The organism is Spirillospora sp. NPDC048824 (assembly GCF_043198455.1).
In the GTDB taxonomy this organism is placed as follows: Bacteria; Actinomycetota; Actinomycetes; order Streptosporangiales; family Streptosporangiaceae; genus Spirillospora.
Map to the genome: position 1 here is coordinate 445,107 of NZ_JBICUS010000003.1, position 21,567 is coordinate 466,673.

General features: G+C 71.8%; 20 protein-coding genes and 2 riboswitches. Of the genes, 10 read left to right on the forward strand and 10 right to left on the reverse strand.

The window, feature by feature from the left end:
* Positions 1 to 2: 2 nt before the first annotated feature.
* Both ACGFIS_RS08475 and trpD read left to right on the forward strand, forming a co-directional pair.
* A complete protein-coding gene (locus tag ACGFIS_RS08475) occupies positions 3 to 425 on the forward strand; it encodes a hypothetical protein (protein ID WP_392902558.1) in 423 nt (140 codons plus the stop codon).
* Between the two features lie 46 nt (positions 426 to 471).
* Entirely contained in the window at positions 472 to 1,518 is a 1,047-nt protein-coding gene (gene trpD, locus ACGFIS_RS08480; protein ID WP_392902555.1) for an anthranilate phosphoribosyltransferase, read from the forward strand.
* A gap of 36 nt (positions 1,519 to 1,554) precedes the next feature.
* Here the strand turns inward: trpD and ACGFIS_RS08485 are convergent, their stop codons facing one another.
* The 3 genes from ACGFIS_RS08485 to ACGFIS_RS08495 are packed head-to-tail and all read right to left on the reverse strand — an operon-like array spanning position 1,555 to position 4,484.
* A complete protein-coding gene (locus tag ACGFIS_RS08485) occupies positions 1,555 to 1,842 on the reverse strand; it encodes an Lrp/AsnC family transcriptional regulator (RefSeq protein ID WP_392902551.1) in 288 nt (95 codons plus the stop codon).
* A 48-nt stretch (positions 1,843 to 1,890) separates the two neighbouring features.
* A complete protein-coding gene (locus ACGFIS_RS08490) occupies positions 1,891 to 2,640 on the reverse strand; it encodes a rhomboid family intramembrane serine protease (protein ID WP_392902548.1) in 750 nt (249 codons plus the stop codon).
* Positions 2,641 to 2,684: 44 nt separating this feature from the next.
* The gene (locus ACGFIS_RS08495) at positions 2,685 to 4,484 is read right to left on the reverse strand and encodes a DEDD exonuclease domain-containing protein (protein ID WP_392902546.1); all 1,800 of its coding nucleotides are present in this window, start codon (positions 4,482 to 4,484) and stop codon (positions 2,685 to 2,687) included.
* A gap of 302 nt (positions 4,485 to 4,786) precedes the next feature.
* Here ACGFIS_RS08495 and ACGFIS_RS08500 point away from each other — a divergent pair, with 302 nt between their 5' ends.
* The 5 genes from ACGFIS_RS08500 (at position 4,787) to ACGFIS_RS08520 (ending at position 11,984) form a co-directional block, all read left to right on the forward strand.
* The gene (locus ACGFIS_RS08500) at positions 4,787 to 6,088 is read left to right on the forward strand and encodes an NYN domain-containing protein (RefSeq protein ID WP_392902887.1); all 1,302 of its coding nucleotides are present in this window, start codon (positions 4,787 to 4,789) and stop codon (positions 6,086 to 6,088) included.
* 191 nt (positions 6,089 to 6,279) lie between these two features.
* Entirely contained in the window at positions 6,280 to 7,323 is a 1,044-nt protein-coding gene (locus tag ACGFIS_RS08505) for an NlpC/P60 family protein (protein ID WP_392902544.1), read from the forward strand.
* A gap of 501 nt (positions 7,324 to 7,824) precedes the next feature.
* Positions 7,825 to 8,024: riboswitch (cyclic di-AMP (ydaO/yuaA leader) on the forward strand.
* Positions 8,025 to 8,147: 123 nt separating this feature from the next.
* Positions 8,148 to 8,314, forward strand: a riboswitch (cyclic di-AMP (ydaO/yuaA leader).
* An 8-nt stretch (positions 8,315 to 8,322) separates the two neighbouring features.
* Positions 8,323 to 9,171, forward strand: a complete 849-nt coding sequence (locus tag ACGFIS_RS08510; RefSeq protein WP_392902542.1) for a CHAP domain-containing protein — start codon at positions 8,323 to 8,325, stop codon at positions 9,169 to 9,171.
* 39 nt (positions 9,172 to 9,210) lie between these two features.
* Positions 9,211 to 10,521 carry a hypothetical protein gene (locus tag ACGFIS_RS08515; RefSeq protein WP_392902540.1) on the forward strand — a complete coding sequence of 437 codons (1,311 nt, stop codon included), beginning with the start codon at positions 9,211 to 9,213 and terminating at the stop codon, positions 10,519 to 10,521.
* Positions 10,518 to 11,984 carry a M48 family metallopeptidase gene (locus tag ACGFIS_RS08520; RefSeq protein WP_392902538.1) on the forward strand — a complete coding sequence of 489 codons (1,467 nt, stop codon included), beginning with the start codon at positions 10,518 to 10,520 and terminating at the stop codon, positions 11,982 to 11,984. The genes ACGFIS_RS08515 and ACGFIS_RS08520 overlap by 4 nt, the downstream gene beginning before the upstream one ends.
* 30 nt (positions 11,985 to 12,014) lie before the next feature.
* On the opposite strand, the gene ACGFIS_RS08525 is transcribed toward ACGFIS_RS08520, so the two are convergent.
* From ACGFIS_RS08525 to coxB, 4 genes are all read right to left on the reverse strand, one after another.
* Entirely contained in the window at positions 12,015 to 13,295 is a 1,281-nt protein-coding gene (locus ACGFIS_RS08525; protein ID WP_392970034.1) for an Ig-like domain-containing protein, read from the reverse strand.
* A 139-nt stretch (positions 13,296 to 13,434) separates the two neighbouring features.
* A complete protein-coding gene (locus tag ACGFIS_RS08530; protein ID WP_392902534.1) occupies positions 13,435 to 13,845 on the reverse strand; it encodes a cytochrome c oxidase subunit 4 in 411 nt (136 codons plus the stop codon).
* 3 nt (positions 13,846 to 13,848) lie between these two features.
* The gene (ctaD, locus tag ACGFIS_RS08535) at positions 13,849 to 15,516 is read right to left on the reverse strand and encodes a cytochrome c oxidase subunit I (RefSeq protein ID WP_392902532.1); all 1,668 of its coding nucleotides are present in this window, start codon (positions 15,514 to 15,516) and stop codon (positions 13,849 to 13,851) included.
* Positions 15,513 to 16,286 carry a cytochrome c oxidase subunit II gene (coxB, locus tag ACGFIS_RS08540; RefSeq protein WP_392902530.1) on the reverse strand — a complete coding sequence of 258 codons (774 nt, stop codon included), beginning with the start codon at positions 16,284 to 16,286 and terminating at the stop codon, positions 15,513 to 15,515. The genes ctaD and coxB overlap by 4 nt, the downstream gene beginning before the upstream one ends.
* 180 nt (positions 16,287 to 16,466) lie before the next feature.
* Here coxB and ACGFIS_RS08545 point away from each other — a divergent pair, with 180 nt between their 5' ends.
* Positions 16,467 to 17,645, forward strand: a complete 1,179-nt coding sequence (locus ACGFIS_RS08545) for a cysteine desulfurase family protein (protein WP_392902528.1) — start codon at positions 16,467 to 16,469, stop codon at positions 17,643 to 17,645.
* Positions 17,642 to 17,941, forward strand: coding sequence for a sulfurtransferase TusA family protein (locus ACGFIS_RS08550; RefSeq protein WP_392902526.1), 300 nt, complete (start codon positions 17,642 to 17,644; stop codon positions 17,939 to 17,941). The genes ACGFIS_RS08545 and ACGFIS_RS08550 overlap by 4 nt, the downstream gene beginning before the upstream one ends.
* An 82-nt stretch (positions 17,942 to 18,023) precedes the next feature.
* On the opposite strand, the gene ACGFIS_RS08555 is transcribed toward ACGFIS_RS08550, so the two are convergent.
* Together ACGFIS_RS08555 and ACGFIS_RS08560 are read right to left on the reverse strand one after the other, a co-directional pair.
* Positions 18,024 to 19,010 carry a carbohydrate kinase family protein gene (locus ACGFIS_RS08555; RefSeq protein ID WP_392902524.1) on the reverse strand — a complete coding sequence of 329 codons (987 nt, stop codon included), beginning with the start codon at positions 19,008 to 19,010 and terminating at the stop codon, positions 18,024 to 18,026.
* A gap of 159 nt (positions 19,011 to 19,169) precedes the next feature.
* On the reverse strand, positions 19,170 to 19,532 hold the full coding sequence (locus ACGFIS_RS08560; protein WP_392902521.1) for a HesB/IscA family protein: 363 nt from the start codon (positions 19,530 to 19,532) through the stop codon (positions 19,170 to 19,172).
* Positions 19,533 to 19,770: 238 nt separating this feature from the next.
* On the opposite strand from ACGFIS_RS08560, the gene nadA reads away from it, so the two are divergent.
* Positions 19,771 to 20,949, forward strand: coding sequence for a quinolinate synthase NadA (nadA, locus tag ACGFIS_RS08565; protein WP_392902518.1), 1,179 nt, complete (start codon positions 19,771 to 19,773; stop codon positions 20,947 to 20,949).
* 18 nt (positions 20,950 to 20,967) lie between these two features.
* Here the strand turns inward: nadA and ACGFIS_RS08570 are convergent, their stop codons facing one another.
* Positions 20,968 to 21,567 (reverse strand): hypothetical protein, encoded by a 600-nt coding sequence (locus tag ACGFIS_RS08570; protein WP_392902516.1) that lies wholly within the window; start codon positions 21,565 to 21,567, stop codon positions 20,968 to 20,970.

Consider the following 21,567-nt stretch of genomic DNA (forward strand, 5'->3'; position numbering starts at 1 on the left):
CCATGAGCACCGTCCCGGAGAGCCCGATGAAGGTTCTCGTCTACAGCGACGACGCGAACACCCGCGCCCAGATCCGGATGGCGGTCGGGCGCCGCCCCGCCGCCGGCCTCCCGAAGGTCGAGTTCATCGAGCGGGCGACGCGGCCCGCCCTCATCGAGCGGCTCGACGAGGGCGACATCGACGTCCTTATCGTGGACGGCGAGGCGCAGCCCGCGGGCGGCCTCGGCGTCTGCCGGCAGGCCAAGGACGAGGTGTACGACTGCCCGCCCGTCCTCGCGATCATCGGCCGCCGCGACGACGGCTGGCTCGCGACCTGGTCGCGCGCGGACGCGGTCGTGAGCCTCCCGCTCGACCCGATCGCCGTCGCCAACGCGCTCGCCGGCCTGATGCGCAAGCGCATCGAGACCCGCCTGCCGGTCCTCTAGCCGGCCGGCCCGCCCAACCCGTCAACCGATCGACGCTGTAGGGGACATGGACGCGCGCACCACCTGGCCCGCACTCCTCAACGCCCTGCTCTCGGGCGACTCGCTGTCCAGCGAGGAGACCTCCTGGGCCATGAACAGCATCATGGCCGGGGAGGCCACCGACGTGCAGATCGCGGGCTTCGCGGTCGCGCTGCGCGCCAAGGGCGAGACGGTCGAGGAGGTCACCGGCCTCGCCGACGGCATGATGGACAACGCCACCCCCGTGGACGTGCCGGGCCCCATCGCCGACCTCGTCGGGACCGGCGGCGACCGGGCGCACACGGTCAACATCTCCACGATGGCGGCCGTGGTCGCCGCGGCCTCGGGCGTCCGGGTCGTCAAGCACGGCAACCGGGCGGCGTCGTCGTCGTGCGGCGCCGCGGACCTGCTGGAGAACCTCGGCGTCGCCATCGACCTGTCCCCCGGGGCCACCGAGCGGGTCGCCGAGGAGCTCGGCATCGCCTTCTGCTTCGCGCCGCTGTACCACCCCGCGTTCAAGCACACCGCCAAGCCGCGCAGCGAACTCGGCACGCCGACGGTGTTCAACTTCCTCGGCCCGCTGACGAACCCGGCGCGTCCCACCTCCCAGGCGGTCGGGGTGTTCCACCCGCGGATGGCCGGCGTCGTCGCCGGCGTGTTCGCCGCCCGCGGCTGCTCGTCGCTGGTGTTCCGCGGCGACGACGGCCTGGACGAGCTGACGACCACCGGCACCTCGACGGTGTGGGTCGTCCGCGACGGGACGGCGACGGAGACGACGTTCGACCCGTCCGACCTCGGCATCCCGCCGGCCGAGCCGGAGGACCTGCGCGGCGCGGGCCCCGACTTCAACGGCCGGGCGGCCCGCGAGACGTTCGCCGGGCGGCCGGGCCCCGTCCGCGACATGGTGCTGCTGAACGCCGCCGCGCTCATCACGGCCTACGACGGCGCGCCGGCCGCCGGCGGGCTCACCGGGGCCCTGCGGGACGGCTACGAACGCGCCGCGGCCGCCGTCGACTCCGGCGCCGCGAGCACGCTCCTGGACAACTGGGTCGACCTCTCCCAGAGGCTGCGCTAGCTGTACTGACCACAGAGGTTGTGGCGGGGATCTCTGTCAGTCGGCGTCGGGGAGGCCCAGGGCGAACGCCTGCTCCAGGTCGTGCTGGGAGTAGGTGCGGAACGCGATGTGCGTCTCGGTGCCGAGGACGCCGGGGACCTTGTTCAGGCGGCCCGGGATGACGTCGTTCAGCGCCTCGTGGCGGCCCACCCGGACCATCGCCATCAGGTCGTGCTCCCCGGTGATGGAGTAGACCTCGCTGACGCCGTCCAGGGCGGCGATCGTCTCGGCCACCTCGTGGATGCGCGCGACGTCGGCCTTGACGAACACGATCGCAGTGACCACTTCATCCTCCCCCTGAGATTGCGACACTCCGACCCTACCGGGCACGGGTCAGCCGCGGCTCAGCGCGGCGAGGCGTCCGGCCGCACCTGCCCGGCGGGCGAGGAGCGCGAACACCACTCCGGCGACGAAACCGTAGATGTGCGCGGTGTAGGCCACGTTGCTCTGCTCGTCGCCCAGAGACAGCCACTGCAGGACGAACCAGTACCCGAGCACCACCCACACCGGCAGCCGGATCACGATGATCGGCGGCACGAAGCTCACGATGCGGCCCCGGGGGTTGAGGATCACGTAGGCGCCCATCACCCCGGCGATGGCGCCGGACGCGCCGATGAGCGGGATGACGGAGTCCGGCGACGTCCATGCGAAGCCGTAGACGGCCGCGAGCCCGAAGACCAGGTAGCTGAACAGGTAGCGCCATCGTCCGAGCCGGTCCTCGACGCCCATCCCGACGACGAACAGCGCGACCAGGTTGCCGAGCAGGTGCAGTGCCCCCGAGTGCAGGAACATCGAGGTGAATGCCGACGTCCAGGGCGCCTTGTCGAAGCCCGCGGGCCCGCACTGGCGCACGATGTCGGTCGGCACCGGCTGCTGGTCGCCGGTCGTCAGCTCCTTGGGGACGGCGCCGTACTCGTAGGTGAAATGCGCGGCCTTGCACTCGCGGACCCGGTCCTCGCCGTACCAGGTGGCGAAGTTCGACATCGGGGTGAGCAGGAACACCACCACGTTGGCCGCGACCAGCAGGTACGTCACCCACGGGACGCGCCGGGCCGGCTGGCTGTCGTAGAGAGGCAGGGCCATTCGCGGGTGCAGTCCTCTCCGGGCGCCGAGCTTCCCCGATCACCTTAGCGGCGGCCGGGCCGGGAATGGGACGGCTCACGCCGCTCGTACGTCCTGTCGTAGGCGCGGTCGATCAGCTCGCGCAGGCCCTCGGCGCCGTGCGCGGGGCACGTCCAGGCGCCGTCGACCTCGACCAGGCGGACACCGGGCAGATCGAGCCACCGCAGCACGCACTCCATCTCCTCGGCCGTGGCGCCCGCCGAGGGCGGCTCACCGAGCGCGACGCCGCCGGGCGCTTCGCCCGCGGGCGGGAAGACGGTCTCGGCGGTGGCGATGAGCGCGTCGACGTAGGGGCGGGGGTGGGCGCGGGGCGGAACGGTCCCGGCGGCGGCGAGCCGTCCGTAGCGCACGACCGACAGCTCCCAGCCGCCGTCGAAGCCGGGACGGGCGGCCACCATCTCGGGGAGCCGGGCCAGCGCGGCGAGCCGCTGCCCGCGGGCGGCGGCGCGGACGAACGCGGCGAGCCGGTCGCGCTGGGCGGCGGCCTCCTCGTAGCGCAGTTCGGAGGCGAGCCGGTCGATGCGCACCTGGGCGGCGGCCACGACGGGACGCACGTCGCCCTCCATGACCGAACGCGCCGTGCCGACGTGGACCGCGTAGGCGTCGGCGGACTCGCGGCCGTCGCAGGGCGCGCCGCAGCGGCCGATCTCGGCGAGCGCGCACGCGCGGGCACCGCCGCGCTCGATCAGCCGGAGCGTCAGCCGCTGGGTGCACTGGCGCAGGGGGACGGCCTCGTGCAGCGCCGCCCGCGCCTCCTCGGCCTGCCGGCGGGACGGGATCGGCCCGAGGTAGCGGGCGCCGTCGGTGCGGCACTCGCGGACGATGGACAGCCGCGGGAACGGCTCCACGGTCAGCTTCAGCCAGATGGCCCGCTCGGGGAACTTGGACCGGCGGTTGTAGCGGGGCTTGTGCTCGGCGATCAGCCGCAGCTCGCGGACTTCGGCCTCCAGCCCGGTGGCGCACTCGATCGTCCGGACGTTCTCGGCGAGGCCGACCATCTCGCGGACGCGCCACCGCGTCTCCGAGCCGGTGAAGTAGCTGCGCACCCGCGAGCGCAGGTCGCCGCTCTTGCCGACGTACAGCACCTCGCCGGAGGCGTCCTCGAACAGGTAGACGCCGGGCGTGCTCGGGACGTCGTCGGCGAGGTGGCGTTTGCGGCGCTGCTCGGGCGTGGGGGCCTTGGCGAAGCCGCGCATCTCCTCGAGCGTGGTGACGTTGAAGGAGCCGAGCCGCTCGATCAGGCCGTGCAGGACCTCCACGGTGGCGCGGGCGTCGGCGAGCGCCCGGTGCGTCGGCTCGGTGGTGGTGCGGAAGAAGCGGGCGAGCGTGCCGAGCTTGCAGTTGGGCACCTCTTCCTTGGACAGGACGCGGCGGGCGAGGTCGACGGTGTCGACGACGGGGAACGTGGGCCAGGCGTGGCCGTGCTCGGCGCAGGCGGCCTTGAGGAAGCCGATGTCGAAGGACGCGTTGTGCGCGACGAGCACGCCGCCGCGCGCGAACTCCAGGAACGCGGGCAGCACCGACTCGATGCGCGGCGCGGCCGTCACCATCGACGTGGTGATGCCGGTCAGCGCGGTGATGAACGGCGGGACGGGCCCGCCGGGATCGACGAGCGTGCCGAGTTCGCCGAGGTCCTCTCCGCCGCGGACCTTGACCGCGCCGATCTCGGTGATGGCCGAGTCGGCGGCCGAGCCGCCCGTGGTCTCCAGGTCGACCACCACGAAGGTGACCTCGGACAATGGCGTGCCGAGGTCGTCCAGAGTTCCCTGGACACCGGCCCCCTGGACACCGTGCGCAGCCGTCATGTGCGCGACCGTAGAGGACGCCACCGACAGAAGCCCGGCCCGCTAGGGTTGAGGGGCGCCGGCACGTCCCGCCGGGCCGGGGGCCACGGGGCGGCTCCGGGGGGACCGGCGCGATCCGTCCGATTGCACGTTCGTGCTGGTTAAGTGCGGGCGGCTCGGGAAGACACAGCCCACCGGCGGCGAAGCCCGGAAGGAGCGGGATCATCGACAGCGGCCCCGAAGCGACCCCCGGTTGCGAAGAATCCGCAGAGAGGCCGCGTCCATCCGAGGGAACGGACCCTCCGGCCCGCCCGGACGTGCGTCTGAGCAGGCCGCTCCCCGAAGCCGTGCGGCAGAGCGTCGTCGAGGTCGCCGCCGAGCTGATCGGGGCGCTGCCCCATGACGAGGTTCCCGCCCCGCTGCGCCGGTTCGCGCGGTTCGAGCGCCGCAAGCGCGCCAAGCTCGCCGGGCAGCACATCGCGGCGGTGCTGGAGAAGGACTCCGCCTTCCGGCGGCGCGTCGCCGAACCGCTGCGCGAGGCGCAGGCCGACCTGGTGGAGGCCGTGGAGGCCGGGAACGTGCCGCCGGCCGCCGACCCTGTGCGGGTGGCGGTGCTGGCCTACCTGCTGCGTCCCGAGGGCTGGACGGACCTCGTCGAGTCCGCGCGCGAGGAGCTGGACCGCTCCGCGACCGCCTCGGAGGAGGAGGCCGCCGAGCGCCGGGTCGCCGCGCTCAAGGAGGAACTCGCCGCCGCCCGCAGCGCCCGCGGCGCCGAGGTGGACCGGCTGCGCGCCGAACTGCGCGAGACCAAGGCCGAGGTGGCGGAGCTGCGCCGCAAGCTGCACGAGGCGCGCACCAGGTTCCGGGCCGCGGAGGAGCGGGCCGGCGCGGTCGCGGCGGAGGCCGGCCGCGAGCAGGCGGCCGCGCGCGAGTCGACCGCCGCGTCCGAGAAGGAGCTGCGCCGGCTGCGCGCCCGTGCCGTGCAGGCCGAGGCCGCCGCCGAGGCGGCCAAGCGGGCCGCGCGGGAGGGCCGCAACGTCGACGACGTCCGGCTGCGGATGCTGCTCGACACGCTCCTGGACGCGGCGCAGGGCGTCCGCCGGGAGCTGGCGCTGCCCTCCACCATCGGCCGTCCCGCGGACGCGGTCGGCGGCCTGGAGCCCGATCGGCAGGCGCACCGCGCGCTCCCCGGCCGGGCCCTGTCCGACAGTGACCCGCAGCTGCTCGACCGGCTGCTGACCCTGCCGCGGGTGCACCTCGTCGTGGACGGCTACAACGTCACCAAGACCGGGTACGGGGAACTGCCGCTCGCCGACCAGCGCAGCCGGCTGCTGTCGGGGCTCGGCGGGCTGGCCGCGCAGACCCGCGCGGAGGTGACGTGCGTGTTCGACGGCGCGGAGCTGGACGCGCCGGTGGCCATCGCGGCGCCGCGCGGCGTCCGGGTGCTGTTCAGCCGTCCCGGGCAGACCGCCGACGAGCTGATCGGCGAGCTGGTCCGGGCGGAGCCGCAGGGCCGCGCGGTGGTGGTGGTCTCGTCCGACCGGGAGGTGGCCGACGCAGCGCGCCGCGCCGATGCCCGGCCCTGCCCGTCCACGCTGCTGCTGCGCCGCCTCGGCCGCTCCTAGCCGGGCGGCGCGCGGCGGCCGCGATCAGGACGCCCGCCATGACGCCTTTATCGCGCTGTGTGATCACGTCGGCACGGATGGCGCTTATTCCGAGTTAAGCCAGCTAAAGAGTGATGAACCGGTTGTGACGGTTGTTGCGTATCGCTAATGTCATCCGCTGACTGTCGTGGACGAGAGGGGCGAAACCGACCGTGGCCAATGATCTCATCGGGCAAGCAGCGCACGAGCGCGACCGGCGAGGGGGCGCGGCGAACAGAGGCGCCTCCCGTCGCCTGGCGGCCGTCGCGTGCCTGACGCTGACGGTCTCCCTCGCGTCTCCCCCGGTCGTGGCGCACGCCGAGCCCGAGCCGACCAGGGCGCAGGTCCAGAAGAAGCTCGACAAGCTGGCCGAGGAGATGGACCAGAAGGTCGAGAAGTTCAACCAGCTCAACGAGAAGCTCAAGATCGCCAAGAAGAAGTACAAGGTCGCGAGCAAGTCGAGCAAGCGGGAGCAGGCCGCCTTCGAGGAGCAGCGCGCCAAGATCGCCCAGATGGCGGCCGCCGCGTACAAGAACGGTGACACGGCCAACGTCACCGGCTTCGTCGGCACCGGCGACCCGCAGGCGATCCTGGACCAGGCGGCCGTCTTCTCGCATCTGTCGCACGAGCGCAGCTCCCAGCTGACCCAGTTCCTCGCGACCGCCCAGCGGCTCCGCCGCGAGGAGGCGCAGGCCAAGGCCTCCTACGACGATGTGAAGGCCAAGAGCACGGAGCTGAAGGAGCAGAAGAAGAAGCTCGACAAGGAGGTCGCCAAGCAGAAGGCCCTGCTGCGGCGGCTCGGCGGCGGGACCTCGTCCGGCGGCTCGGGCAGCGTCGGCGGCACCTACAACGGCCCGGCCAGCGGCTCGGCCCGCGTGGCGCTCAACTTCGCCTACGCCCAGCTCGGCAAGCCGTACTCCTACGGCGCCACCGGCCCGAACTCCTACGACTGCTCCGGCCTGACGATGAAGGCGTGGGCCGCGGCGGGCGTGAACATCACCCGCACCACCAACACCCAGTACGCCGCCACCAAGCGGGTGTCCAAGAGCAACCTGCAGCCCGGCGACCTGGTGTTCTTCAGCGGCCTCGGGCACATGGGCATGTACGTGGGCGGCGGCAAGATGATCCACGCGCCGCGCACCGGCAAGAACGTCGAGGTCGTGAGCATCACCTCGGGCTACTACCTGAGCAACTACTACGGCGCCGGGCGCCCCTGACGCCCCGCACCGGAGCGCCCGCGATGGGCGTGACGGAGCCCTTTGTGACAGCGGACCAGGCTTGACCTGGTCCGTTGTTGATTTTGGGGGGGTTTGCCATCTGTTGGGGCTTTGGTACGTTGTCACCACTCACGGCGCCCTCCAGACGCCGTGGCCCCGAGGCGCCCACCAGGCGCAACGGCCCCCGCGCGGCACATCCAGCTGCCGCGTGACTGCGGCGCGAGCCACGTGCCGCTCCCCCCGGCGGCACGATCCACGCGTCGCCCCCCGGTACCCGACGGGTACCGCAGACGGTCTCCCAGCAGACCCGGCCGGCCCGGCCCACCGTGCGCACGCCCGCAGCGTGCATGGCGCTGAGAGCGCTGCCACGGCGGATCCCGCGGATCAGGCCCAGGACGGTCCCCGCAAACGGGCCGCCGTCCGCACACACAACATCAGGCGCCGCTCTTTCGCACGCGGGAGACAGGTCCCGCGCACGGGCCCCATCACGCCCCCAGGATCGCAGCGGCAGCGCCGAATCCGCCGACGAGCGGAACCGGGGACCCATATCCGCCGGAGTCCAGGGACCGTCCCTGGACGGGCATTCCGGCACCCGGGGTGAATCGGTGCGTCTCTCACCGCCGAACGGTGGGAGCCCGCCGTAGGGCCACTTCCACGCCCGAACCCGTCAGCTAACCCGGTAGGCGTCTGGAAGAAGAAGGAGAGAAACCCGCAGCGTTACCTGGGCGTGGCCGCCCGAGTGCGGCCACGCCCGGCTTTCCCTTCCTTCCGCACGGGCGCCCCCGCCCGGCGGAACCCCCATCCGAACCGGCGTGCCCGCCCCCGGGCCGCCACCGCCGAGTCCGCGGTTCACCGTGCCCAGACGCACGGGAGCGCGGAGCCGGGGACCCACTGTGTCCTTTCGGGGTGAATCGGCCTGCCCAGCGGGCCGTAGGGCGGCTTCCACGCCCGAACCCGTCAGCTAACCCGGTAGGCGGCATGGAAGTCAGGAGATCCCCCATGCCAGGCGCGCATCGCAAGAAGATTCCGGGCAAGCACCGCAAGCCCAGTACCTTGGCCATCACCTGGCGGACGGCCGGCGGCGTGATCGTCGGCGCCGCCGTTCTCGGCACCGCCGCGGCCACCGCGCAGGCGTCGGTCCTGCCGTTCGCCTCCGTTCCCACCCACGCCGCCGCGGCCGGCCCGGCCGCCGGCGGGGACGCGGGCAAGTCCACACCCGGTTCCAAGTCCTCGTCCAAGGACAGGTCCGGCTCCAAGGACGAGAACCGGAGTAAGTCCAAGGACGGTGGCAAGGAGGGCGAGCCCACCGGAAAGGGCCGACCGCAGTCCGGCGCCCCCAAGAAGCCGTCAGAGGATTCGCGGCCCACCGCCGGCGAGGCCATCGAGCTCGCCAGGGCGCAGGTCGGCATCGCGGAGGACGGCAGCGGCAAGACCAAGTTCAACACGTGGTACGTGGAATCCGCCCGCGCCAAGGAGACCGTCGCGCGCGACGGCGGCTCCGTCCAGGCGTACGACGACGCCGCCTGGTGCGACATGTTCGTCTCATGGATCGGCGAGCAGATCGGCCTCAGCGACCAGTTCGGCAGCGACGCCTGGACCATCGCCCACGCCGAGTGGTTCCGGGACCAGGGGCGCTGGGGCACCGAGCCCAAGCCCGGCGCGATCGTCTTCTACGCCTGGAACGGCGGCAAGGACATCGGCGACATCGTCCACGTCGGCATGGTGACCAAGAAGATCGACGACGGCACCATCGAGGCGGTCGAGGGCAACACCGACAACGCCGTCCGGGTCAGGGAACGCTCGACCGGCACCGTCGTCGGCTACGGCTACCCCGAGTACAGGTCCTGACGTCCCCTCCTCCCCCGCCGGCTGCATAGGATCACGCGCATGGAGGACGGTCCCGGGCAGGCCGGAAACGGCGGCCCCGTCACGCGCCGCAGGGCACTCGCCCTGGGCGCCGGCGGGGCCGCCGTGCTGCTGGGCGCCGGCGCGGGGCTCCTCGGCACACGTTCCGGCGACGACGGAGCGCCGGACGCCCAGGCGACGCCGCCCCCCAACGCCGCGCAGGCCGCCGGAGCGTTCAGCCCCGCGGACGCCGCCGCCGTCCTCGCCAACCGCGCGCGGGCGGTGAAGGACGGAAACCCGGCGGCCTTCCTCGCGACGGTGGCCTCCGCCCCCGCCGCGTTCCAGGACGCCCAGTCCCGCTTGTACGCCAACCTCCGCAAGCTCCCCCTGGACGGCTGGGAGGAACGTGCCATCGGCACCCAGTCGATGGACGACGAGCAGGGGGTCGCGGTCGTCCGATTGGAGGTGCGCTCCAGGTTGCGGGGGTTCGACCGGGGCGACGTCGTCCGCACCCGCTACCTGGCGCTCGCCCCCGGCTCCGGCGTCTGGACGATCGTCGGCGACGGGTCGTCCCACGGCTTCGAGGACGACGCCGCCATCTGGGACGGCGGCCCCCTGACGGTGGTCAAGGGCCGCGCGAGCCTCGTCATCGGCGACGCCGCAGCCGCCGGGGCCCCCGGCCTGGAAGAGATCGCGGAACGCCTGGACGCGGCCGTCCCCGTCGTCACCGGCGCCGTCGGCAGGGGATGGGCGCGGCGGGTCGTCGCTCTCGTGCCCGCCGACGCGGGCCTCGCCTCCGCCCTCGCCGGTCCGGACCAGAACCTCGGCGGCATCGCGGCCCTCGCCACCGTCACGCCGTCCGCCGGCGGCGGCCACGGCGAGGACCGCGTCGTCATCTCCCCCGGCACCTTCCGCCGTCTCAACGAACTCGGGCGCGACGTGGTCCTGACCCACGAACTGACCCATGTCGCCACCGGCGGCGCCCGCGACCGCAGAACCCCGCTGTGGCTGATCGAGGGCTTCGCGGACTATGTCGGCTACCTCCGGACTGAGGTCGGCGTCCGGACGGCGGCCGGCGAACTGCACCGCGAGGTCGCCGCGGGACGCGTCCCGTCCGCGCTGCCGGCCGCGGACGCGTTCTCCGGCGGCTCCGCACGCCTCTCCCAGTCCTACCAGGAGGCCTGGCTCGCCTGCCGGATGGTCGCCGACCGGTACGGTGAGGCGACGCTCGTGCGGCTCTACCGCGCCGCCGGGCGCGTCCCGGAGGCCACCGCGCTGAGCGACGTGCTGGGACTCACCCGGGACCGCTTCACCGCCCTGTGGCGCGACTACCTGAAGAGGGAGCTCAGATGAGCGAGGCGGAGGCGGACGCGGACCGGGCCGGGCCCGGCGCCCGCCGGGACGGGGACCCCGGCCCCATGCGGCGGCCCCGGATCGCCGCCGCCGTCGCCGCCGCCGCGCTGTTCGCCGCCCTCGGCACCGTCCTCGCGCTGAGCACACCGTGGAACCCGCTGCCCGATCGGGTTGCGGGCGGGCAGGTGGAGCCCGATCCGGCGCTGGACTTCTCCGCCGCCGAGATCGCCCGATCCCAGGCGTTCGACTCGGCCATCAACCCTCCCGCCTACGCCGGCCTCCTCCTCGGCCTGGCCCTGATCTTCGCGCTGGGTCTCACCCCGCTGGGCGCACGGTTCCTCGGCCGGGTCACCGCGCGCAGCCGGCGGTGGCCCCGCCGGTCGGAGGGGGACGCCCCCCCGCACTCCCCGGAGCGCCTGCGGCACTGGACCCTGAGAGTCGTCCTCGGTGCGGCCGCCCTGACGACGCTGCTGCGCGTCGCCGGGCTCCCGTTCGACGTCTGGAGCGAGTCGGTGCTGCGCCGGTACGGGCTGTCGACGCAGAGCTGGCCCGCGTGGCTCGTGGACCAGCTCAAGTCCCTCGGCGTCACCTGGGTCATCTACACGGTCGCCCTGCTGCTCCTGTACGCGGTCGTGCGCCGCTTCCCGCGCTACTGGTGGACGGGCGCCGCCGCCGGCGGGTTCCTCCTCGTCGTCCTGGTCTCGTTCATCTACCCGATCGCCGTCGAGCCCGTCTTCAACAAGTTCCACTCGCTGGAGCAGGGACGCCTGCGCAGCGACCTGCTGGCGATGGCCGAACGGGACGGCGTGCCCGTCGACGACGTCCTCGTCGCCGACGCCTCCCGCAGGACGACGGCGCTCAACGCCTACGTGTCCGGGTTCGGTTCCACGCGCCGCATCGTCCTGTACGACACGCTGCTGGAGTCGCCGCCCGAGCGGGTCGAGTCGATCGTCGGGCACGAACTCGGCCACGCCAAGCGCAACGACGTCCTGTGGGGCACGCTCGTGGGGGCGCTCGGCGTCGCCGGGTCCATGTGCCTGCTGCACCTCCTGATGACCTCTCCGCGCCTCCTGCGCCGGGCGGGAGTCGATCCCGCGGCGACACCCGAGCACCGCCCCGGAGGCCGCGGCGCCGGGGCCCGCGACCCGCGGTCCCTCGCGCTCGTCCTCGCGCTCGTCACGGCCGGGACGCAGTTCGGCGCCCCCGTCCAGAACCTCGTCAGCCGGCAGATCGAGACGCGGGCGGACGTGCACGCGCTGAACCTCACCCGCGACCCGTCCACGTTCGTGTCGATGCAGCACGAGTTGTCGGTGCGCAACATCTCCGACCTGACCCCGGACGCACTTGAGCGCCTGCTGTGGCTGACCCACCCGCCGGGCCCCGACAGGATCGCCATGGCCCGCGAGTGGGCGCGCGTCAACCACGTTCAAGAGCCGCCGCCGCTGGAGACGCGGCCCGACTGAGGGCGAGGCGGATGGGGCGGCGCGGGGCCGTCAGTCGCCTTCCGCCCGCCGCCCGTCCTGCCCGGTCCCGGCTCGGCCGCCCTGCTCCGCGGACACCGTCGAGGCGTCCTCCTGCGGCGCCGTCGTGACCGGCCGCTTCAGGGCACTGCCCTTCACCCAGTCCTTCCAGCCGAGCTGCCAGTAGCCCCAGCCGTTCCCCGGTTCGAGTTCCCGGTCCGATCCGGTCACCACCACCGGGTCGCCGCGCTGAGTGAAGTCGTAGAACCACTTCGCGTTGGACGGGCTGATGTTGATGCAGCCGTGGCTGACGTTCTCGCTGCCCTGGCTGCCGACCGACCAGGGCGCGCTGTGGACGTACTCGCCGCTGTCGGAGATCCGCACGGACTTGTACACGGTCAGGCTGTAGCCGCCCGGACTTCCGGGGCTGATGCCCATCCACTCGGACGTCATGACGGTGGGGTCCTCCTTCGACATCGTCAGGTGGACGCCGTTGGTGGTGGTGTACTTGCGGACCCCTCCCTTGCCCATGCTGGTCGGGATGGTGCGGACCTTCTTGCCGTTGGCCTTCACGACCATCTTGTGGGTGTCCTCACCCACCGTGGAGACGTGCGAGTCACCGACCTTGAAGCCGAGGCTGTAGTTCTTCCCGCCGTACACGTCGCCGCCGGTGCGCACACCGCTGAGGTGGGCCTTGAACGTCACCTCGGTGTGGGCGGGCCAGTACTCCTTCGTCCGGAACACGACCTCCTGGTCGCCGAACCAGCGCCAGGCGCCCTTGACGGCCTTGTCGGCGCGCACCTCCAGCGCCCGCTCGACCGCCGCCCTGTCCTTCACCGGGCTTTCGAACTGCATGATGATGGGCATCCCGACGCCGACGGTCTCCTCGTCGCGCGGCGCCTCGATCGTCACGTCGTTCGTCTTCTCCACCTCGGCCGTGGTGAAGCGGCTCCTGACGGTCCGGGTCCTGCCGTCGTCGCCGAGCGCCGTCGCGTCGACCGTGTAGGTCGCTCCCGGCGTCAACGTCCAGCGTGAGCGCCACCGGGTCCGTTCGGCGTTCAGGTCTCCCTCGACCTCACTGTCCCCCGTCGACACCGTCACGTTCTCGATGGTGCCGCCGCGCGCCTGGACGGCGATCGGGCTGTCCGGCCCGAGCCCGTTCCCGCCGCCCACGGGCGACACCGTCAGCCGCACGGCTTTCGTGCCGTCCTGATCCTCGCCCCCCGAGCATGCCGCGGCCCCCGCCACCATGCTCGCGCCGACGAGCACGGCGGCCGTGCGCCGTCCCCGGTCTCCCGGTCCTGAGCCACCCACCCGCATGTGGTCCCCCCGGTCGTCCACTGGGCGATCGGTCCGCCTGCCCAGCCCCGTCGCTGGAGCGGCGCCCAGTATGTGAAAGGGCCGGTACCCGCAAAAAAGCGGACACCGGCCCCCGATGGGGTTCTTTTACTGATCAGTGGGCGAAATGACCCCGGTAGTACTCGAAGACGAGACCGATCGTCGACATGATCGCGGCGGCCACCCCGAGGATGACCAGCCACCAGCCGAACACGATGCCGAGCGCCACCGCCGCGGCCGACAGCCCGACGTACAGCGGCCACCAGCTGTGCGGGCTGAAGAAGCCCAGCTCGCCGGCCGCGTCGGCGATGTCGCCCTCCGGGTCGTCCTCGTACAGCGGCCCGGCGTTGGCGCGCTCGAGGCGCCGGACCGTGAAGTGGATGTAGAACCCGATGAGCCCGGCGAGGCCGACGGCCAGTCCCAGCGCCGTCGTGCCCGTCCAGTCACCGGACCAGAGCCAGTACACGACGTCGGTGACGAGGAAGAAGAGCGCCGACCCGTAGAACATGAACGCCTGGACGCGCATCGGCTACTCCCCCTTCGCCCCGGCCAGCTCGCCCTGGGCACCCACGTGCGGGTGGTGCAGGTCGAACGCCGGCCGCTCGGAACGGATCTTCGGAATGGAGTTGAAGTTGTGCCGCGGGGGCGGGCACGACGTCGCCCACTCCAGCGAGGAACCGTAGCCCCAGGGGTCGTCGACCTCGACCCGCTTGCCCCTCTTCCACGTGATGTAGACGTTGTAGAAGAACGGCAGCATGGAAGCGCCGAGCAGGAACGAGAAGATCGTGGAGATCTCGTTCAGCCCCTGGAACTCGGCGGCGTAGTCGGCGTACCGGCGCGGCATGCCCGCGGCACCCAGCCAGTGCTGGATGAGGAACGTGCCGTGGAAGCCGATGAACAGCATCCAGAAGTGGATGTGGCCGAGCCGGTCGTTCAGCATCTTGCCGGTCCACTTCGGCCACCAGAAGTAGAAGCCCGCGAACATCGCGAACACCACGGTTCCGAACACGACGTAATGGAAGTGCGCCACCACGAAGTAGGTGTCCGACAGGTGGAAGTCCATCGGCGGCGACGCCAGGATGACGCCGGTGAGGCCGCCGAACAGGAACGTCACCAGGAAGCCCAGCGACCACAGCATCGGCGACTCGAACGTCAGTTGTCCTCGCCAGATCGTCCCCACCCAGTTGAAGAACTTCACCCCCGTGGGCACGGCGATGAGGAACGACATGAAGGAGAAGAACGGCAGCAGCACCTGGCCGGTCACGAACATGTGGTGCGCCCACACGGTGATGGACAGGCCCGTGATGCTGATGGTCGCGAAGACCAGGCCGATATAGCCGAAGACCGGTTTGCGGCTGAACACCGGGAGGATCTCCGTCACGATGCCGAAGAAGGGCAAGGCGATGATGTAGACCTCCGGATGCCCGAAGAACCAGAACAGGTGTTGCCAGAGCAACGCGCCGCCGTGGGAGGCGTCGAAGATGTGCGCGCCCAGCTTGCGGTCGGCCTCCAGGGCCAGCAGCGCCGCGGCGAGGGGCGGGAACGCGATCAGCACCAGGATGGAGGTCAGCAGGACGTTCCAGGTGAAGATCGGCATCCGGAACATCGTCATGCCCGGCGCGCGCATGCACAGGATCGTGGTGATGAAGTTGACCGCGCCCATGATGGTGCCGAAGCCCGACATCGCCAGGCCCATCACCCACAGGTCGCCGCCGACGCCGGGGGAACGGACCTCGTCCGACAGCGGTGCGTAGGCGAACCAGCCGAAGCTGGCCGCGCCGTTGGGGGTCAGGAAGCCCGACAGGGCGATCAGGCTGCCGAACAGGAACAGCCAGTACGCCAGCATGTTCATCCGCGGGAACGCCACGTCGGGCGCGCCGATCTGCAGCGGCATGATGACGTTCGTGAAGCCGGCGAACAGCGGCGTCGCGAACATCAGCAGCATGATCGTGCCGTGCATCGTGAACATCTGGTTGAACTGCTCGTTGCTGACGACCTGCAGACCGGGCTGGAACAGCTCGGCGCGCATCACCAGGGCGAGCACGCCGCCGAACAGGAACATGAAGAACGACGTGATCAGGTAGAGGTAGCCGATCACCTTGTGGTCGGTGGACGACAGCCAGGAGGCGAGGATGCGCCCCTTGCTCGTCCGCGGCGCGGCGATCGGCGCGCTCGGTGCGTGACTCGTCGTGGTCACTTGGCACCTCCCGCGGCCAGTGCGGCCTTCGAATCGGCGATGAACTTGTCGTACTGCTCGGGCGTCACGACCTTCAGCTGGAACAGCATCCGGCTGTGGTCGACACCGCAGAGCTCGGCGCAGCGGCCCTCGTAGGTACCGAGCTTGGTGGCCGTGAACTCGAACTCGTTGGTGTAGCCCGGCATGACGTCCTTCTTGTAGATCAGCGCCGGGACCCAGAACGAGTGGATGACGTCGTTGGCGTGCAGCCGCACGCGAACCGTCTCGCCCGAGGGAATCGTCATCACCGGCTTGCCGGGGGCGGGACCGTTCGGGTTCACGGGCTGGCCGATGACGGAGGCGACCGTCTTCTCCTTGCCCGTGGCGTCCTTCTCCTTGTAGTCGAACTGCCAGCTCCACTGGAACCCGGTCACGTCGACCACCACCGAGGGATTGTCGGTGGTCTTCTCGACGAAGTTCTCGTCGCGGGCGGTGAAGTAGAACAGGACCGCGATGATGACGAACGGGACCGCCGTGTAGAGGATCTCGATCGGCATGTTGTAGCGGACCTGCGGCGGCAGGTCGTCGGAGCGCTTGCGATGGAACAGCACCGCCCAGATGATCAGGCCCCAGACGAGGCCCCCGACCGCGAACGCCGCGATCCAGGAGCCCTGCCACAGGTGCAGCATGCGTTCGCCCTGAATGCTGATCGGCTCGGGCATGCCCAGGCGGGTGCCGCTGCACGCGGTGGTGGACAGCGCCAGCAGCCCTAGCGCACCGGCGCTTTTCAATGCGCGGCGACTGCGCACAGGCGTACGCCGCTCCCTAGAGCGGGTCGGACTCACGGAATGCCTTCCCCACGGATGAAGCCCGGTCGGCCGGGCGGAGAGAACAGTTGTTACACGTGTGGTGGACACACTAGCGCTAGGGTCGCCCACCCCCCCGATCGGGTGCCCGGTTAGTGTTTGCGCGTGGCCGATCCCAGCGCGCAGGTCGCCTATTTCGACGCCGCGTCCACCGAGCCGCCGCACCCGGCGGCCCGGTCGGCGCTGCTTGAGGCACTGGACTCCGGCTGGGCCGACCCCGCCCGCCTGTACGGGACGGCCCGAGGCACCCGCGTCCTGCTCGACCGGGCCCGCGCGCGTGTCGCCGCGGTCCTGGGCGCCCGGCCCGACGAGGTGTCGTTCACGTCGTCGGGAACCCAGGCGGTGCATCTGGCGGTCCTCGGCGGCCTCCGGGCGCGTCGCCGTGTCGGCCGGCATCTGGTGGTCGGCGCCGTGGAGCACTCCAGCGTGCTGCACGCCGCGGAGGCGCACGAGCGCGACGGCGGCGAGGTGACGACCGTCGGCGCCGGCCGGACGGGCCGCGTCGACCCGGAGGAGTTCGCCGCCGCGCTGCGCCCGGACACCGCGCTCGCGTGCCTGCAGTCGGCCAACCACGAGGTCGGCACCGTCCAGCCCGTCGCCGAGGCCGCCGCGGCGTGCCGCGCGGCCGGGGTGCCGCTGTTCGTCGACGCCGCGCAGTCCCTCGGACGGGACGACGTCCCGGCCGGCTGGTCGTTCCTCGCCGGCAGCGCCCACAAGTGGGGCGGCCCCGCCGGCGTCGGCGTGCTCGCCGTCCGCAAGGGCGTCCGGTGGCGCTCCCCGCTGCCGGACGACGAGCGGGAGCGGCGCCGCGTCCCCGGGTTCGAGAACGTCCCCGGCATCGTGGCGGCGGCCGCGGCGCTGGAGGCGTACCGTGCGGACATGACCGCCGACGCGCCCCGCATCTCCGCGCTCGTGGACCGCATCCGCGCGGAGGTCCCGCGGACGGTGCCCGACGTGGAGGTGGTGGGCGACCCGGTCCGGCGCCTGCCGCACCTGGTGACCTTCTCGTGCCTGTACGTGGAGGGCGAGGCGCTGCTGACCGAACTCGACCGGCTGGGTTTCGCGGTTTCGTCCGGGAGTTCGTGCACGGCGGATACGCTGCGTCCCAGTCACGTGCTGGAGGCGATGGGAGTGATCACCCATGGAAACGTGCGGGTATCGCTGCCCCGCGGCGTCGGCTCCGCGGACGTCGACCGGTTCCTCGCCGAGCTTCCGGGCGCCGTCGCCCGCCTCCGCGGGGCGGCGATGAACACGATCGAGACAGGGAGGCGGTCGCGCCCATGAGGTTCCGAGGCCGCGCCAAAGGCGGGACGCCCCCCGCCGAGTCCTCCGGCGAGCCGGCCGGCCCGCCGCCCGTGCTCGTCATCGACGCGCTGGGCCGCAAATGCCCGATCCCGATCATCATGCTGGCCGAGCGGATCCGGGAGGTCCCGGTCGGGCAGATCGTCGCCGTCCTCGCCGACGACGCCGCCGCCCGCACCGACGTCCCCGCCTGGTGCCGCATGAAGTCCCAGGACTTCGTCTGGGAGGAGACCCTCCAGCAGGGCGGCTGGGGCTTCCACATCCGGCGCACGTACTAGAACGCCGGAACGTCCGGAACGTCAGAACACGCAGGGGGCCGCGCCGGTGGGCGCGGCCCCCTGACGTGCGGCACGTACGTGGCTACGGGTTGGGGCAGCTGATGTGGGGGGCGATGTCGCCGGTGGCGGCGGAGCCGTAGGCGGCGGAGAAGCGGTCGAGGAACGCCTGCCGGGCCAGGGAGTACTCCTGCGGGCCGGCGGCTTCGAGGGCGTGCGCGGCGATCGCGTTGCCGACCTGCGCGGCGCGTTCGAGCGTGACCCCCCAGGCCGTGGCCGTCAGGAAGCCGGCGCGGAAGGCGTCGCCGACACCGGTCGGGTCGACGATGTCGTCGACCTGCAGGCAGGGGACGTGCACGCCCTCCTCGCCCTCGCGGTCGATGACGACGCCCTTGGCGCCGAGCGTGGTGACGCGGACTCCGACGCGGGAGAGGATCTCCTCGCCGCTCCAGCCCGTCTTCTCCTCGGCGAGGGCCCTCTCGTAGTCGTTGCTGAACAGGTAGGCGGCGCCGTCGATGAGGCGGCGGACGTCGGGGCCGTCCATGCGGGCGAGCTGCTGGGACGGGTCGGCGGCGAACGGGATGCCGCGGGTGCGGCACTCGTCGGTGTGCCGGAGCATCGCGTCGGGGTCGTTGGGGCTGACGACGACGAGGTCGAGGCCGCCGACGCGGTCGGCGACCGGCTTGAGCTCGATGGAGCGGGCCTCGCTCATCGCGCCGGCGTAGAACGTGGCGATCTGGTTCTGTTCCTGGTCGGTGGTGCACAGGAACCGGGCGGTGTGGTGGATCTCGGACACGTGCACGGACGCGGTGTCGACCGCGTGCCGTTCGAGCCAGGAGCGGTAGTCGGCGAAGTCGTCGCCGACGGAGCCGACGAGGACCGAGTCCTTGCCGAGGCTGCCCATGCCGAAGCAGATGTTGGCGGCGATCCCGCCGCGGCGTATCTCCAGCTCGTCCACCAGGAACGACAGCGACACCCGGGCGAGCTGGTCGGGCAGGAGCTGGTCGGTGAATCTCCCGGGGAAGGTCATCAGATGGTCGGTCGCAATGGAGCCTGTCACGGCGATGCGCACGAAGCCGCTCTCCTCGTCGTGGTCGTCCGGCTGTTCACCGGCTGTTTCGAACCCGGCAAGAGTACTTCCCCACCGCACGGTAGATCACGACCGGAGGGCGGCGGGCAACCGGAAAGAGGCGGCCGGGCAAGGTGCCGGCCGCCTCTCGCGGACCTTCGCTCAGTTGAAGGAGTCGCCGCAGGCGCAGGAGCCCGACGCGTTCGGGTTGTCGATCGTGAAGCCCTGCTTCTCGATCGAGTCGACGAAGTCGATGACGGCGCCGGTGAGGTAGGGGGCGCTCATCCGGTCGACGCGCACGGACAGGCCGTCGAAGTCCTGGACCTGGTCGCCGTCCTGCTCCCGCTCGTCGAAGAAGAGCTGGTAGATCAGGCCGGAGCAGCCGCCCGGCTGCACGGCGACACGCAGCGCAAGGTCGTCGCGGCCCTCCTGCTCGAGCAGGCCCCTGGCCTTCTCGGCGGCGGCGTCGGTGATGACGACGCCCTGCTGCGTGGTCTCCTGCGTGGTCTCGCCTGAAACCGTCATGTGTGTCAGCTCCCGGTCTCGCTGCGCCGCACGCGGCGGCGGACTGTCGCTTGTCCTCGAGGACGTCGTACGCCTCTTCCCGTAGGACAACGTACCTCGCCACATGGCCATTCCGCGTATCGGCCGTGTTTAACGCCCGCGGACGGTGCGGTCTACGTCACATCACGGCCGGGCCCCGCATGTGCCATCATTAGTCGTCAAAGCGACGATAAGTCCTCCGTCGCGAAGGGAGACCGCCGTGACCACCCCGGTAAAAGACCTGCCGCTGCTGCTGCTCGGCAGTGACGCCGACCCCGCCAGCGAACGCGGCGTGGACTGCCCCGGCGAGCTGCCGCCGGCCTCCGACCCTGCGCTGGTCGAGCGGGCCCGCGCCGCCAAGGCCGCCCTCGGCGAGAAGGTGTTCGTCCTCGGCCACCACTACCAGCGCGACGAGGTGATCCAGTTCGCGGACGTCACCGGCGACTCGTTCAAGCTGGCCCAGCAGGCGGCGGCCCGCCCCGAGGCGCCCTACATCGTGTTCTGCGGCGTCCACTTCATGGCGGAGTCGGCCGACATCCTCACCGCCGGCCACCAGCGGGTCATCCTGCCCGACCTCGGCGCGGGCTGCTCGATGGCCGACATGGCCACCTTCGACCAGGTCGAGGAGTGCTGGGACGTCCTGGAGGACGCCGGTGTCGCCGACGACGTGGTCCCGGTCACGTACATGAACTCCTCGGCGGACATCAAGGCGTTCGTCGGACGGCACGGCGGCGTGGTGTGCACCTCGTCCAACGCCAAGCGCGCCCTGGACTGGGCCTACGGCCAGGGCGAGGCAGGTTCGGGCGATGGAGACAAGAAGGTCCTGTTCCTGCCCGACCAGCACCTCGGCCGCAACACCGCCGTCCTGCAGATGGGCCTCTCGCTGGACGACTGCGTCGTCTACAGCCCGCACCGCCGCGACGGCGGCCTGACCCCGCAGCAGCTCCGCGACGCCAAGATGATCCTCTGGCGCGGCCACTGCTCGGTGCACGGCCGGTTCACCACGGACGCCGTGGACGAGGTCAGGGAGCGCGTCCCCGGCGTGAACGTCCTGGTGCACCCCGAGTGCCGGCACGAGGTCGTCACGGCCGCCGACCAGATCGGCTCGACCGAGTACATCATCAAGACGATCGAGGCGGCCGAGCCCGGCTCGTCCTGGGCCATCGGAACCGAACTGAACCTCGTCCGACGGCTGGCGAACGCCCACCCGGACAAGAACGTCATGTTCCTCGACAAGACCGTCTGCTACTGCTCGACGATGAACCGCATCGACCTGCCGCACCTGGTGATGTCGCTGGAGTCACTGGCGCGCGGCGACGTGGAGAACGTCATCGAGGTGGAAGGGGAGACCGCGCACCACGCCCGCGCGGCCCTCGACCGGATGCTCGCCCTTCCCTGATGAGGACGTGAGGGCCGGTCACAGGCCGGGCGCGTCCCAGACGGGGAACCACCGGCCGGTGTCCGGCTCCATGGCCAGTTCGCCGGCGAGCGCGTCGCGGACGCGCATCTCGACCGTGTTGTTGCGGCGGCGGCGCGCCCCCGGCTCGCCGGGCGGGCCGGGGGCGAACGGGTAGAACGTCCCGCGGCCGGGCGAATGGACCAGCAGCAGCCGCTGCGGCTCGTCTCCCCTGCGGAAGCCGGCGACCGAGCACAGCAGGTAGGGCCCGTACCCGGCGCCGGTCAGCATGGAGCCGACCATGTGCAGGTCGGCGATCAGCCGATCGAACGCGTCCGGCGGGCGGGTGACGTGCGCCCATCCCCAGCCGTGCGGGCCGGCGCTCATGCCCGTCTCGCGGGTCCCGTCGCCGCGCAGCAGCCGGACGACGTCCCGCTGCGCGCCGCCGAACGCACCGAACGGCCCGCCCTCGACGAGGCGGTGGCAGACTGCGCCGGTGCCGTCCGGGGCGAAACCCGTCACGGCCTCCAGCGCCGGCACGGCGGCGGACAGGTCGAACAGCCGGTCCAGGTCGGGCATGCCGGGCGCGGGACGGCCGAGCAGCCCGTCCAGGATCCCCAT

What these genes read in the sequence shown, in the direction of transcription:
- ACGFIS_RS08475 (WP_392902558.1), top strand. Translation starts at nt 3, where the DNA reads ATGAGCACCGTCCCGGAGAGCCCGATGAAGGTTCTCGTCTACAGCGAC.
- trpD (WP_392902555.1), top strand. Translation starts at nt 472, where the DNA reads ATGGACGCGCGCACCACCTGGCCCGCACTCCTCAACGCCCTGCTCTCG.
- ACGFIS_RS08490 (WP_392902548.1), bottom strand. Translation starts at nt 2,640, where the DNA reads ATGGCCCTGCCTCTCTACGACAGCCAGCCGGCCCGGCGCGTCCCGTGG.
- ACGFIS_RS08495 (WP_392902546.1), bottom strand. Translation starts at nt 4,484, where the DNA reads ATGACGGCTGCGCACGGTGTCCAGGGGGCCGGTGTCCAGGGAACTCTG.
- ACGFIS_RS08510 (WP_392902542.1), top strand. Translation starts at nt 8,323, where the DNA reads ATGCCAGGCGCGCATCGCAAGAAGATTCCGGGCAAGCACCGCAAGCCC.
- ACGFIS_RS08515 (WP_392902540.1), top strand. Translation starts at nt 9,211, where the DNA reads ATGGAGGACGGTCCCGGGCAGGCCGGAAACGGCGGCCCCGTCACGCGC.
- ACGFIS_RS08520 (WP_392902538.1), top strand. Translation starts at nt 10,518, where the DNA reads ATGAGCGAGGCGGAGGCGGACGCGGACCGGGCCGGGCCCGGCGCCCGC.
- ACGFIS_RS08530 (WP_392902534.1), bottom strand. Translation starts at nt 13,845, where the DNA reads ATGCGCGTCCAGGCGTTCATGTTCTACGGGTCGGCGCTCTTCTTCCTC.
- ACGFIS_RS08550 (WP_392902526.1), top strand. Translation starts at nt 17,642, where the DNA reads ATGAGGTTCCGAGGCCGCGCCAAAGGCGGGACGCCCCCCGCCGAGTCC.
- ACGFIS_RS08560 (WP_392902521.1), bottom strand. Translation starts at nt 19,532, where the DNA reads ATGACGGTTTCAGGCGAGACCACGCAGGAGACCACGCAGCAGGGCGTC.
- ACGFIS_RS08570 (WP_392902516.1), bottom strand. Translation starts at nt 21,567, where the DNA reads ATGGGGATCCTGGACGGGCTGCTCGGCCGTCCCGCGCCCGGCATGCCC.